Below are 15229 nucleotides of genomic sequence, written 5' to 3'. Positions count from 1 at the left end.
TATAAAAAATGATGGCCTTAGCTTAATTATAATTTAACTGTGAGGGGGGTCAAATTTCAGTGTAAAAGGGGGTCAATTTTGCTTGACAATCTACACCATCAACCTGAGTTAACAAATTTCCATTTAAATCATATGAATAAAGTGTAGTTTCATATTTAGCATTAATAACCTTTGACAGCTTGTTCAATTCATTATATTCATATACAGTTTTATTATTTTTCCCATCTGCCTTCCACTCTATATTACCATCACTACCATAAGATTGGGTAATTCGATTTCTTTCAGGATCTATAGTAGCAATTAATCTATTATTCTTATCATAGTTATATTCCGTTAAATTATTTAAAGCATCATAGGATTTGATTTGAACATTATTATGATTATACTCAAGTTTTTGAATTATAGCGTATGGATCTCTTTTTTCTACAAGTCTATTGATTCCATCGTAAGATTTAGAATAAGTGTTATTTCTCCAATCAGTTACACTAATTTCATTTCCATTTTTATCATAATCAAAGGTGGTAACTTGGTTTGATTTAACTCCATCTATATTTGTTACAGTAACTTTGCTTGTTTTAATTCTATTTATTTCATCAAATGCATTTTCCTTTACATTTCCATTCCCATCATATTCAAACCTTTTATTTCCGACCTTATCATATGCTGATTTTATTATTATATTGTTGGGTTCATCACTAGTATCTTTAGATATAGTTTCACTAAGTACTCTTCCTTGATTATCATAACTATAAATATTAGTTGTTCCTTCTGAATTTTTTTTCTTAATTAAATCGCCTGAAGTACTATATTGATATGATATTACATTCTCTGATATTGTGTCATCCCCTGGATGAACTTCTTTCTTAATTTTATTAAATGTATTATACTCATAAGTTATTGCATTATTTTTACTATCCACTAATTGTATTAATCTATTTTGAAGGTCGTATTTCTTAGTTTGAAGAATCTGTTCTGGTTCATTTATTCCTTTTTTTATTTTAACTTTTGTGATATTACCAGCATCATCGTACTCGTTAATAGTAATGATACCTTTTCCATTTATTTCAGATATTTTTCTTCCTAAGGCATCATAATCAAACTTAGTGGTATATTGAAGATTCTTCTCTTTTGAAACTGGATCTAACTTAGTTATTAACTTATTTGCTAAATTATAAGTATATTCTGTACCAAAGCCACTATTTATTTTATCATCAGCAATAGTTCCCGTCCCAGACTCATAGCCAAGGGCATCAAGTTCTTTAATAATGTTCCCTTTTCCATCATACTTATAGGCTTTGAAAACTACTTCAACCCATTTGTCTATCCACTGATATGTTGTTTGATTAACTTCCTTTGAATTAAATTTATTTACTATGGTTTTAACTCTACCCATAGGATCATAAGTAAATTCAGTTCTCTCCATTTGGCTTAGATTCTTTGATGTGTCATAATTTTTTGGTGAAACCTCGGCAATTTTCCTGCCTATTCTGTCATAATAATATGCGGTAACTCCGCCTTTAGCATCTATTACTTTATCTATCCAGCCTCTTTGATTATATATATATTGAGTTATACGATTAAGAGGATCTGTATTCTTACTTTTGTTACCCTCCCAATTATACTCGATAGTATTTTTTATTATTGTATCATTTCCATACTCATCCTTACCAGGTTGGCCTTCTCCTGTTTTTCTGTTTAAATTATCATAAGTATAAGTTGTAGTTATACTAGGATGAGTATAGTTAGAAGAAGTCTTCACAGAAGGAGTTGTAATTGTTTCAAGATTACCATTTTTATCATAAGTATATGTTGTAACTAATTGAGTTTCCCTTAAATCATTTAATTCATTTCCATATAAATCACATGACTGAATATATTGAGTTTTGGTAATTGGCTTTCCTAAATAATTGTTTGTAAAATTAGTAATAATCTTTTTATCAGCGGCTAAATAATTATGCTCTGAACTTAAGTAACCATCATCATCGTAAAAATACTCATTCTTTCTTCCTTCATTATCTATAGTAGACTTAATCTTTCCATCTTTATAATACGAATAATTAACTGTAATATAACTTTCTGGAAGCTTGTCTTTTTCCACACCGTGCTTGCCAGTTTTTTCTACGACTTTATTACCGTTCTTATCATAGTCTAAATATGAATAAGTATATTTTTTGATACCACTTGTATCTTCAAAAGGAACCAGTTGCTTTATAAGCCTATTTAAACCATCATATTCAAAATATGTGGTGTTACCATTTTCATCTGTCTCACTATTCTTTGTTCCATTTGGATTATATTTAATTTTTATTACAGTGTTATCAGCATTTTTTTGTTCTATAAGTCTATTATTATAATCATAAGTTGAATAAGTTATAATATTTTCGTTATCATTCGCATACTTTTTATTAATTTTTTGAGTTGCTCCATCAGAAATTATGATATATTCATTTTCTTCAAGTAAAATTTGTGATAAACTTGCATTTTCTTTAAAGTAAATCTTTGTAATTCTATTCATGTCATCATATTCATAAATATATATAGCACCATTTGGCTTAATTTCTGTTTTAACATTACCATATAAATCATAATTGTATTTTGTTAAGTTATTTTCTGCATCTTTAATCCATTCTATTTTGCCATTTAATAAATATGAAGATCTACTACCATGGTCGCCACTATAAGAATGGTTTGATAAATCATCAAGAGATGAATTATATAGCTTTCCACTTATTTCTTTAACTTTTCTTCCCAATGAGTCATATATAATTCTTGTAGTTTCACCACCATGCATTACTTTTTTCTCAAGATTTCCGTTTTTATCGTGTACAAACTGTGTAATATACTTATTGGGGGAAATTTCGTTTTTCATATTTCCTAAATTATCATATTGAAATGTAGTTACTTTACCCTCTTGATTTGTAACTGATAAAATATTTCCACTTGAATCATAAGTATTTGTAATAGAGTTTCCTTCAGCATCAATTACTTTCTTTAAAAGTGCTTTAATTTTATATCCTTGTTGAATTGTTTCTTCTTCTGAATAGTATTCATATTTTGTAATAGCATACTTAGAATCATCCACACCTTCTTTATATTCACTTATGCCATCAATAGGCTGCACCTTTTTTATTAAGTTTCTTTTTTTAGAATCATAAATGTAAAATGTAAAATGTCCATTCTCATCTGATTCCCTGACTAAATTATTATTTTCATCATAACTAAAGGACTTATGTGACAAATCTGCATTTACTATTTTTATAATGTTCCCGTTAGAATCCCTTTCATAGTTATTAGTTACCTTATTTCTATTTACTTCACTTTTGATTTCTCCATACTTATTTATTCCATCTTCAAGAAAATATTCAATAAAAGATATTGTTCTATCAGGATATACAGTAAATGTTATAAATTTTTCATTATCATACCATTGTTCAATAGTTTTATTATTACTATCAGTAATTAATGTTCTATTATTTAAATTATCATAATTATATATATGATTATTTCCAAAAATATCTTTATGTTCTTTTACTTTTCCCTTACTATCGCCTTCTTGAATATAAATAATTGATTCAAGTATATTTCCATTCTTATCTTTAATTTTGTTTAACTGCTTATTTGTATCATACTCATAAATTGTTATATTACCCATTGAATCTTCAGCTTTGCTAAGAAGACTATTTAGGTAGCTGTAATTAATATTTCTTCCAGCTACTCCATTAATAGTTTCTGTTATGTTGGTCAATAGTCCATTAGCATAATTAATAGTAAAAATACGCCCTGTATAATCAGTAATCTTAAATATTTTACCTTCCAAATTAAATTCTATAGAAATAGTATTATCATTCTTATCTTTTATCCAAACAAGTTTTCCATTACTAAAGCAATATTTGTTTTGCTCTTTTGTGGTAAGTACAAAAGTATTATCACTTTGTTTTACTAATTTATTTCTTGAATCATTAGCTGTATAAGTACCATCACTATTCTGCCTAAAACTCTGTGCACTTCCATTAGGTAATTTTATAATTTTTGATTTCAATCCCGCTTCATTAGTATAGTCACTTATTTCTCCCTGGAATCCAAATCTCCATCCTTTACCCATAATACTATCTTTATTATCTAAAGAATTGTAAGTCCTAGTTAACTTTATATCAAGATCACCAAATTTTGCTTCTAAATCTTGATAACTTTTAGAAAAGTTACCTGTAGCACTATTTGTTCCTTCTAATCCAAAATGTTTTTCATTTCTATACTCTAAACTATTTATATATTTATTAAAATCATCACCTAAATTACTGCTATATTCTGCAGCCAAATATGGTTTAAAGTTAATCTTGCTACTTACCTCATCGCCGTTTTTAATCATTTGAGAATTATCCCAATCATAGAACGATGGCCCATATTGTGATCCCCAATAATTATATGCAGCATCTATAGTAATATTTGAACCATTAAATATACCATATTCACTGTTTTCAATAAATGAATTTGAAATGATTGATGGTGATGCTTTATCATACGAAAATGTCAATCCTCTTTTATTTTTTACTAATTTAGAATTTGTCAGTGTAAGATTTCCTGCTGCAAATACTCCATAATTAATACAATCATATAACTTTGTATTAATTATTATAAGATTCCCTGTTCCAAATATACCATTTGTTAAAGAATTACCTACTTCTGAATTAATTAATGTTAAATTTCCCCATACCTTAAAGTTAGATGGATAATTCTCTACTCCTTCTTGAAAATTTCTTCCTCCGTTTCTTACTCTAGTATTAACACCTCTAAATTCACCTTTATCTGACACATAAATAGCTTCAAAGTTATTATCTCTATAAACATTATATCCTGTTGTAGGTTTATGAGTAATTCCATTTGTACTATCATTTATTGAAGTAAATATAATAGGCGATAAACTCTTTCCTTCTGCATTTAGCTTACCATTTACCTGTATATAACCTCTAATATTAATAACCGTTCCAGGTTCAATATCTAGTGTCACATTCTCTGGAATTATTAGATGAGTATCTATAAGATAATTAGATAATCCTTTAGATAAAAACAAATTCTCACTTAAAGTTCCTGATATTACTACACTATCATAATTATTATTTGTAAGATTATTCTTTAAAGATATATCTTTTGGATTGATATTATTAAAATTAACTCCTGATGATGTTCTGAGCCCATTCAATTCTATGTATATAGGGCCACCACCAGAATATTGTCTAGCACTATCTGTCTCTGTTATTGTATTTTTTATAATTGTAACGTTTGTAATGTCATCCGCATAGTATTTTATTCCTGAATATTTTGATCTTAAAATTCTGTTACCTTCAATAGAAATTTTGTTTATTTTACTTTCCTTATTCTCAACTTCTATACCATTTTCGTTATCACTAAGCTCATTATTATTAATATTTATTTGTCCTGAGTTAGAGACAAAAGAATTAACTATTGATATTCCAAAGATACTTTTTGTTATTTTATTCCCCTGAAGTTGTATAACACCTCCAGAATCTCTAAGAAGAAATCCATTTATACAATTAGTAATTATAGAATTTTGTACTAAAGTATTAACTTGAGATTGTACTAAAATACCTGTACTATAATTACCTGCCGCCCCATTTATAGTAGTTACTTTAGAATTGTTCAAATCTAATTTTCCGTTATTAGTAATATGTGAAAATGATTTTCCTTTAAATTCAATATTTATATTATTACCAACCAGTTCTCCAGTAGGTGTTATTTTTATACCCTTATAGCTATATCTATCTTGTGTAACTAATTTTCCATCTTCAGAGTAGGTAAAAAGTACAGGTGAGGATGCTGTTCCATTTACCGCAAGTTTACCGTTTACTTCTACCCCATTTGTTCTAGATGCATATTTTTGAAAAATAACTTTAACACCTGGATCTATTTCAAGCCTAACACCTTGGTTTATTATTAATTCTCCCTTTATTACATAAGGACTCCCAGCTAGTGTCCATTTTGTATCTTTACTAATAACTTCTTTAATATACTCATCGGAGTTTATTAAAGAAGCCCAAAAAGCTGAAGCAGACTTTCCTATAATTCCACTTGTTTCACCATTACGTGATATTGTATTCACGTTGCTAAAATCTGCACAATATAAAACATATTGTATAGATACCCCTTCAGCATCTTTCTCCACATTTCCTTCAATAACTTGAACTATTTTAGCTTCAATAGCCTGAATTTGTTTACCTGATACACCAACTATACTTCCATCGTATACCCAAGGTTGCCATCCTATTCCTTCTACGTATGCCCTGTATTTTATCTTTACTCCATAGGCTACATTATTTAATTTAATTTTAATTTGATCAACAGTGTCACCTACATCACCAGAAACTTCATCATCTTCAGTTTCTAACCATCCTCTATTAATTATATGAACTGAAGTAGTTAAATGGGCGTGAGTATACTCTTCAGTAAAACTAAAATTAGTACTTGCCCTACTAGTAATTTCATTAGATTTTGTAATATTATCTAAGATATTATTACTTTTATTTCGTTTATCCAAGGTTTTTACAGTAGCTTTTTTGCTCCATTCGCTTTTTCCTTTATCATTTTTCAGTCTTACTCTATAGGTATGTTCTGAACCAGGCTTTAAATTTCTGTGTATATATGTTCTATTAGAATTTACATCAATAACCTTATCATCAATCTCAATTTCATACTTTGAGTTAGACATGCCACTCCAAGTTATTATATTTGTTTTTTCATTTACACTTCTAACTAGTGTAATTACAGGTTCCTGCAATTTAGTATATTCTTCATTTGTTGCTTCTCTTTTCTTTTCTTGAGCCTTCAGTTCTGATATATCCTCAAGTAGCTTCTTGTTTTCCTCCTCTTTTATCTTGTCCTCTTTATTAGTGTTATTACTATTTTTTATAATGTTGCTAAAGTTAAATTTTGATATACCAATAGAAGTTAAATTCGTAATACCTTCAGATATATTGCTCTTTGCAAGTACTTCATAACTCTGTTGAAATATTAGTATAATTATTAATGTTATTGAGAGCATTCTCCTGTATGTTTTTGACATAATTTTACACTGCCTTTCTTATAAAAATAGAATTCATCTATTTTTAAAATAATTATATTAGTATAAGTAACTTTTAATTACTTTTCACAATTGAGATGATATTTTCGCTCCTAAATTTCTAAAACTACTTAACTATCTTTTTACCTAGGATTGTCCAACTTTAACATTATTGAATAAAAGTTTTCATAAAAGATAGCATTAAAAAGAAACCAATTATCTCCATCATAACTGAACCATTACATGATAAATTTATAAAATCATCTAGTTGATTTGAACTAATATTAGCAATCTATACACCTAACAACTTTTAAAAATGATTCAGATTTATTTATGAATTAAAGCAAATCCTTACTTTTCTAAAATTATTCAATTATAATTATCGCTCTTATTGTTTTACCACGATAAACTTTTATTAGAGATAACGTTTTCATTGATTTGAATGTTTTATCATTTACTTATACAATTGTAATAACTCATACTTTATATCTTAAACTCCATGTCTGTTAATAGAATTTTCTACCTAACTTAGTTATTAATTAAGATACTTTTAAGGTTAAAAGGTCCTAAATTAAAGATTTCTCAATCTAACAAATTAGGATATTATTACAAAAAAAAATAAATTATACACTATCCCCCCTTTTAGCTATTTATTAAAACAAATTATTTGTGAGATTATTATATAGTAATTAACTTGTCGAAGTAAGGTATTTAATGTAAATTAATCAAATAAAATCTAATGATATAAATAATTAACTTTACTAATATTAACTATTAATTACTTGCGTTCTCTTAAGAAAATAGTTTATATCCCTCGCTAAATTTCCTTTAAAATTAAAAGAAACTCCGCTGGGAGTTTCTTTTAAAACCTAAATTAAATTCATAATTTTTCTAATGCTTTCTCAGAAAAATCTCCTTCAGGCTAAATTTTAAATTCTAAATTACAACTATCCTTTCTTTATTTTCATTCACAATTACCACCTTCCCATAAACCGGAATATCTTCTACCACATAAAGCTTTGAGCCTTTGAAGGCTTCATTGTGAGAGATGGTAATAATATGTTCTTTATCTTTAAAGCATATTTTTATGGCTTCTGCTTCTTCCTCTTCTACTTCTTTGCTATCCCCTCTAAGAATTTTAAGATTTTCTGCGGTTATAACATCCTTATCATTTATTTCTTCAGGGTAAAGCACTGTTATTATGGAAGTGAAACCCTCACCTTCTAAGCTGGTTACTAGGGTAGTAGAATTTTCAAGCTTGTTATATTCTTTAGAGATGTAATCATCTTTTAGGGTGTTAGTCACCTGAGAATTTAACTGAAGCATTGTCAGCTTTGCTTTATTGCCTCTAAACACCACTTTATTTTCTTCTAGGGTAACCTCCCCCTTATCAAAGTGGAAATACTGTTTATAGTTATGCTTTCCTTTTGAATAAAACTCATCCACTAAAACATAATAATAAGGTTTTACAAAAATAACTTTTCTAGTGATAAATACCGGATCATTTAAATCCATATATCCTAAATGAGAGGCTTGTACAAAATCGAAAGCTTCTTCGCTTGTAAACTCCTGCTTTATAGAAGTAGCCGCCTTAGCATACTTCCAAGAGCCTTCACAGAGAGTGAAATCCCTATCATCTACTGTAATGGTATTATGAGCTTTACAGGATTTTAGGTAATCTCTAAGGGCGTTGCCTTCTACATAGGTGTATCTACCTGGATCTATTAATATGCTTTCCCCTTTTGAAAAGAGATCAAAGTGCAGCAAGTCAGCATGTCCATGACCACTGCCTAGGTTTCCACAATGAAAATACAAGTAATGATCCTTTTCTCCCCAGCCGCTTCTCATATAGTAATTACCGCTGTAATTAAAGCCGTAGGATTTGTACTTAGGCTCTTCTATAGAAATATCTTCAAACTCTTTTAAGCTTTTGTAGCCTAAATCCCATATGCTTTCAAAATCTATATAGGGATATGTGCCATACTTTAAAGTTCCATCCTTAAATATCACCGCTGCTTTGGTAATTATATCTCTTAAGTCAGTATCGTCACTATCGCTTTGCATAGGCTGGTGATGATTAGGCTTGGCCATATAAAAATCTGCATAGCTCATGGCTTTGGTCTTTTCTAAAATTATAGAAGGCAGTGAAAGCTTATTCCTTTCCGCTAGCATTATGGTATCTAAATAACAATGGAGCACTTCATTGTGATACATAGGAGACTGCTCCCAATGCATTCCATCCTTCATAACCTGAAGTTTAATTTCTTCTTCCAATCTATTAATGCTTTCTTTTCTATATAAAGCACTATCCTTTAGCTCCGGCAAAAATACTGATATCATAAATAGTCCATGGTTTTCTATGACACCCCAATTGCTCAGCCTTCTAAAGTGATTATAGCTATTATATATATAGTTTCCATGTTCATATAAAGAGATAATAATCTTCTCTAAGATTTCTCCATTAAACTCTTTACTATTAATAAAATACATCAAGCTTTTAATCCAATTTTCACATCGGCATCCTGCTTCTATGGTTCTCCAAGTGGTCTTATACCTTTCAACACCTAATGGATTATTATCTATCCAATGATCAATTAAATTAAAAAATCCTTTAGCATACTTTTCATTACCTGTAAGGGCATAGCTTTGACCTAAGGATGTAAAATATCTATGTCTGTTAAGCATAAATACCCATTCCTCATCTCCATTAGGACAGTAATCCCATAATACCTCATCCTCAAACTTATAAGGTACATTGGTCCTTTCCATGTCCCAGGTGTATCTAAACACAAAATTGTGATTTAGCACCTCTTCTGCTGTATTAATAGTATCTTTCACTTCTTTTGGGAAGCTTGTCCTGCAATACTCTGCTATATTTGTTATGTCTTCTTTTATATATAAATCAACATTTTTTCTATGAATAAAGTAAGAAAAAAAGAGCTCCAGGGCTCCTTTAATGTCATTTTTACTATAAGCCTCCTTTACCTTATGAAGCCCTGGATAATCTAAATCAATAATTTCAAATAAATTATAATTTGGCATTTTTATTACCCCTTATTAAGCTTTATCTTTTTACCGCTCCAGAAGTGTTTCCATTAACTATTTCCATTATGTCTTGGCAGGAAGCTAAGTTTGCATCTCCTTCTATAGTATGCTTTATAGCCGCAGCTGCATTGGCAAATTCTAAAGCCTCCTGAATTTCAGAGCTTTGTACCAATTTGTATATCATGCCTGCTGCAAAGGAATCTCCCGCTCCTACCCTGTCCAATATATTAAACTCTAATCTATTAGATTTATGAAGCTTATTTCCATCATAAGCTATAGCACGCAAAGCGTTATGAGAAGATGAGAAATTTTCTCTTAAAGTTGTAGCGGCATATTTAATATTAAAGTTATGCTGCATAGCTTTCATAACCCTAATAAAATATTCTTCCTCCAATGCCTTTGAAGTAAAATCATAAGGCTTATAGTCCTTTAAATTTACATCTAAGTCTACCCAGCCTATAACTAGATAAGCATCCCTCAAAAAAGGAGTCACCGCTTCAAGAAAATCATCATAGCTCCATAGCTGTTTTCTATAATTTAAGTCTATACTTATCTTAACATTGTTCCTCTTAGCTGCTTCTACCGCTTCTTTTACAAGTTTTCTGCAGTTTTCTCCTAAAGCTAAGGTTATACCAGAAAAATGAAACCACTGAGCTCCTTTAAATATTTCATCAAAGTCAAAATCCTTATAATCCGCCTCAGTAATTGATGAATCTGCCCTGTCATAAATCACCCTGGAAGGTCTTAAGGAATTGCCCTTTTCATAATAATAAAGGCCCATGCGTTTTCCTTTTTTAACTATATAATCTGTATTAACCCCATGACTTCTTAAATAGTTCATGGAGCTTTCAGCCACAGAATTATTTGGAAGCTGAGATACAAAATAAGATTTCATGCCTAAATTACCAAGCATAACAGCAGTATTAGCCTCTGCTCCGCCATAATTTACTTTAAAGCTCTCACACTGAGTAATTAATTTATTTTCTGGAGGAGATAATCTTACCATTATCTCCCCCAAGGTTACTATTTTATTAGTCATTTTCTTCACCTTATTTTCTAGCTTCTAAAACCTTTGCTACAAAGGCTTTTGCCTTTTCAGTTATAGAAGCATAATCTCCAGTTTTAGCTCCTTCTATTAAGCTTCCACCTACCCCTACTGCTACACAGCCGTTTTTAATCCACTTATCTACATTATCTAGGGATACCCCTCCTGTGGGCATTATAGGCGCTTGAGGCAGAGGAGCTTTTATATCTTTAACTATGCCTGGACCATAAGCACTGCCAGGGAATAATTTTATTATATCCACTCCAGCTTCCATGGCTTTAATTATTTCAGTAATGGTCATACATCCTGCCATATAAGGGATTTGATATCTGTTACAAAGCTTAGCAGTTTCCAAATCAAAGCCTGGACTAACTATATACTCAGCTCCAGCTAATATAGCTATTCTTGCAGTTTCGCTGTCTAAAACCGTTCCTGCACCCACTATAAGTTCCTTTGAATTAAATTTTTCCTTTAAAAGGCTTATAACCTTATCTGCATTCTTAACGGTGAAGGTTATTTCTATAGAAGATATGCCCCCTAAAATACAGGCTTCAGCTATTTTTACTGCCTGCTCCTCAGAGTCTGCTCTTACTACAGCCACTACTCCTACATCCGTAATTTTCTTTAGTGTTTCAATTTTTTTTATCATATTTTTACCTCTATTATCTTACTAACCATCCACCATCAACAGCCATAATATGACCATTCATATAATCAGATGCTCTGGAGGAAAGGAATACTACAGCTCCCATTAAGTCAAAAGGTCTACCCCATCTATCTGCAGGTATTCTAGAAAGAATCTCATTATTTCTATTTTCATCTGCTCTTATAGGCGCAGTATTTGCAGTTTCTATATATCCTGGTGCAATGGCGTTTATTTGAATGTTATGACAGCCTAATTCATTAGCAAAAGCTTTAGTTATACCAGCTACACCATGCTTACTTGCAGTATAAGGTGGTACGAATTTTCCTCCTTGGAAAGCTAACATGGATGCTATGTTTATTATTTTACCGCTGCCTTGGTTTACCATTACCTTAGCCACCTCTTGGCTTAAGTAGTAAACAGAGTTAAGGTTAATATCCATTACTGCCTGCCAATCTTCATCCTTGTACTCTAAAAGTGGTGCCCTTCTAATAGTACCTGCATTGTTAATAAGGATATCTATTCTTCCATATTCCTTCATACAAGCTTCTACCAATTCATTAATTATATTTCTTTTAGTAAGGTCTGCTTGATAAAATACTATCTTTCTACCTTCTTTTTCTACTAATTCTCTAGTTTCATCCCAATTTGTATCGTAAGTTGGAACAAATAAATCTGCTCCTGCTTTAGCTAAAGCCACTACATAACCTTGACCAAGACCTGTGTTTCCTCCTGTAACTATAGCTACCTTTCCTTTTAATGAAAAGAAGTCCATTGAAAATGTATTTAATTGATTATCCATTATATTCACCTCGTATTTTTTATTTTAAATCTTTCATTGCCACGTGATCCATGTCATTGAAGGTTTGGTTTTCTCCACACATACCCCAAATAAAGGTGTAGTTGCTTGTACCTACTCCTGAATGAATGGACCAGCTTGGTGATATTACTCCTTGCTCATTTGATAATAGTAAATGTCTAGTTTCGCTAGGTTCTCCCATAAGGTGTATAACCCTAGTGTCTTCTTCCATGTTAAAGTAGAAATAAACTTCCATACGTCTTTCATGAGTATGACAAGGCATAGTATTCCATACATTATTAGGTTCTAAAATAGTCATTCCCATTAAAAGCTGACAGCTTTCACATACATTAGGATGAACGAACTGATATATGGTTCTTTTATTTAGGCTGCTTTGCTCTCCTAGGTGTACTGGGCTTGCCTTGCTTATATCAATTTTTACTGTAGGATAGCTCTTATGAGCTGGTACAGAATTTATATAGAACTTAGCAGGATTACTGCTGTCTGTACTTTTAAAAGTTACTTCTTTTGTACCCATGCCTATATATATTCCATCCTGATGTTTCATGTCATATTCCACACCATCAAGAACTATGTAGCCATCTCCTCCAATATTAATAACTCCCATTTCTCTTCTTTCAAGGAAATAGTCTACTCCCATTTCCTTGCCAGCAGTTAGGGTAAGGCTTTCCTTTACAGGCATAGCACCACCAAAAATTATTCTATCCACATGGCTGTAAGTAAGGCATATATTATCTGCTTCAAAAACTTTTTCAGCTAAATAATGCCTTCTAAGTTCCTCTGTAGTATATTTTTTTGAATCCTCAGGATGATTAGCATATCTAATATCCATTTAAATCACTCCATTCTTTTTATTTTTACCAATATAGTTTCCAATTAGTATAAAGTCTCATTAGGGCTTCCATGTAATAGTAGTCTCCCCATATGTTGCACTCATCTACACCTTTTCCTGAATGCCAGGAGTAAACCCCATGAAGCAATATTCCATTGCACTCTTCACAGTCTTCAGAAGTATACTTTTCTATTAAGCTTCTTAAGATTCCATGAGCGGTTTTCTTGTAAAACTCTTTACACTCGTCTTCTTCTTTTAGCCATTTATCCATTTCTAACATACCGCAAACTGCAATGGCAGCGGCAGAAGAGTCTCTGCTTTGATCATCTCCATCATTGAAGATTAAATCCCAAAAGCATACCTTGTCTTCAGGTAGCCTGTTAATAAAATAGTTAAGCAGGGATTTATAAACCCTTTCAGCATCACTATCTTTAGTGTATATATAAGTTAATGGAACCCCATAAATTCCCCAAGCTTGTCCTCTTGCCCAGCAGGAAGTATCTGAATAACCTTGTCTTGTTACCCCTTTTATAGGTTCACCGGTTTCAGGGTCAAAGTAAAAGGTATGGAAGGTAGAAGCATCATCTCTAATTACGTTATTAGCTGCAGATATGTAATGGTTATAAGCCATTTCATAATAGGATTTATCTCCTGTTTCCTCAGCCGCCCAATAAAGTAGTGGTATGTTTAAAAGACAATCTATTATAAGTCTATAATTGTCTTTTGCCCCTAAATCTCCCCAAGCTTGAATAAATTTACCCTTTTCTTGATATCTTGTAGTAAGGTGCTTTGCTGCCTTTAAAGCCGCTTCCTTAGCAGCTTTATTTCCTGTAATTTTATATGCAGCTACACAGGATAAGGAATATAGAAAACCAAGGTCATGATGTGATACCTCAATTTTATTTTCAATTCTATGAATGTAGCTTTCCACTTGAATCTCTGCTGCCTTTAAGTACTTATCATCACCGGTATATTCATAAGCCATCCAAAGCATTCCCGTCCAAAACCCATTGGTCCACTCAATATTGTCTATAGGCTTATAAATATTGTTAAAGGAAGCAGGAGTAGGATATTTATCTGTGAAAGTATCTAAATTCTCATCTATTTTCTTTATTATAAAATCTAAAGCTTTTTTTACTTCTTCCTTAGTAAGAATCTTTTCATTTTCAAATTTATCTTTGTTCTGAATTTTTTCTAAGTTCAGGGCCTTAATCATATGAAATCCTCCAAATTATCATTAAAATAGGATGCAGTAAAGCACCCTATTTTAAATTTTATAATCCAGCTTGGCTTAAATAATCCATTAGATTGTTTTCACTTTCATCAGGAACCATTATTGCTGTTAGCTTAACTCCCATAGAATCTAACTTTCTAAAAGCTTCTGCTTCTTCTTTAGTAACATTTATTGATCTTTTAATTTGGATAGTATCATCTCTAAATCCTAAGTTTCCTACATTGATACTTTCAATTTTCATGCCTTTTTCTATTAATTCCACAGCATCTTGAGGTTTTGTTAATATTAAAAGCATTCTTTCTGCATCATATTTACCTGCTGCCATATTAGTAGCAGCTTTTTCTTTGGAAATAATGGATGATTTTATTCCTGCTGGTACAGCCATCTTAAGTGTCATCTTTCTTATTTCATCGCTAGCTACCTCGTCATTAGCTACCATTATTCTTGTGGTTTTTAGCTTATTGCACCATATAGCTGCTACCTGGCCATGTATCATTCTGTCATCTATTCTTACGTTAAGTACCATAATCTTCTCCTT

8 protein-coding genes are annotated in these 15229 nt (G+C 31.0%); all 8 read right to left on the bottom strand.

Going from position 1 to position 15229, the window contains the following annotated elements; genetic code table 11:
* Window positions 1-49 precede the first annotated feature (49 nt).
* Window positions 50-7075: a DUF6531 domain-containing protein gene (locus tag BUA82_RS19095; protein WP_083600038.1), complete on the bottom strand. Its 7026-nt coding sequence runs from the start codon at window positions 7073-7075 to the stop codon at window positions 50-52.
* Between the two features lie 933 nt (window positions 7076-8008).
* A complete protein-coding gene (locus tag BUA82_RS19090; protein ID WP_073012348.1) occupies window positions 8009-10114 on the bottom strand; it encodes an alginate lyase family protein in 2106 nt (701 codons plus the stop codon).
* A gap of 22 nt (window positions 10115-10136) precedes the next feature.
* Window positions 10137-11156, bottom strand: a complete 1020-nt coding sequence (locus tag BUA82_RS19085; protein WP_073012344.1) for a sugar kinase — start codon at window positions 11154-11156, stop codon at window positions 10137-10139.
* Window positions 11157-11166: 10 nt separating this feature from the next.
* Window positions 11167-11811, bottom strand: a complete 645-nt coding sequence (locus BUA82_RS19080; RefSeq protein ID WP_073012341.1) for a bifunctional 2-keto-4-hydroxyglutarate aldolase/2-keto-3-deoxy-6-phosphogluconate aldolase — start codon at window positions 11809-11811, stop codon at window positions 11167-11169.
* Window positions 11812-11824: 13 nt separating this feature from the next.
* Window positions 11825-12607, bottom strand: a complete 783-nt coding sequence (kduD, locus tag BUA82_RS19075; RefSeq protein ID WP_073012338.1) for a 2-dehydro-3-deoxy-D-gluconate 5-dehydrogenase KduD — start codon at window positions 12605-12607, stop codon at window positions 11825-11827.
* Between the two features lie 19 nt (window positions 12608-12626).
* The gene (gene kduI / locus BUA82_RS19070; protein ID WP_073012335.1) at window positions 12627-13457 is read right to left on the bottom strand and encodes a 5-dehydro-4-deoxy-D-glucuronate isomerase; all 831 of its coding nucleotides are present in this window, start codon (window positions 13455-13457) and stop codon (window positions 12627-12629) included.
* 25 nt (window positions 13458-13482) lie between these two features.
* Window positions 13483-14673, bottom strand: coding sequence for a glycoside hydrolase family 88 protein (locus BUA82_RS19065; protein WP_073012331.1), 1191 nt, complete (start codon window positions 14671-14673; stop codon window positions 13483-13485).
* Between the two features lie 58 nt (window positions 14674-14731).
* Complete coding sequence (locus BUA82_RS19060; RefSeq protein WP_073012328.1) at window positions 14732-15217, bottom strand: PTS sugar transporter subunit IIB; 486 nt, start codon at window positions 15215-15217, stop codon at window positions 14732-14734.
* Window positions 15218-15229 lie beyond the last annotated feature (12 nt).

It is taken from the genome of Clostridium amylolyticum, assembly GCF_900142075.1.
Lineage (GTDB): Bacteria > Bacillota > Clostridia > Clostridiales > Clostridiaceae > Clostridium_AA > Clostridium_AA amylolyticum.
The sequence above is the reverse complement of the archived record's forward strand: the minus strand, read 5'-3'. Positions and strand labels throughout refer to the sequence as shown.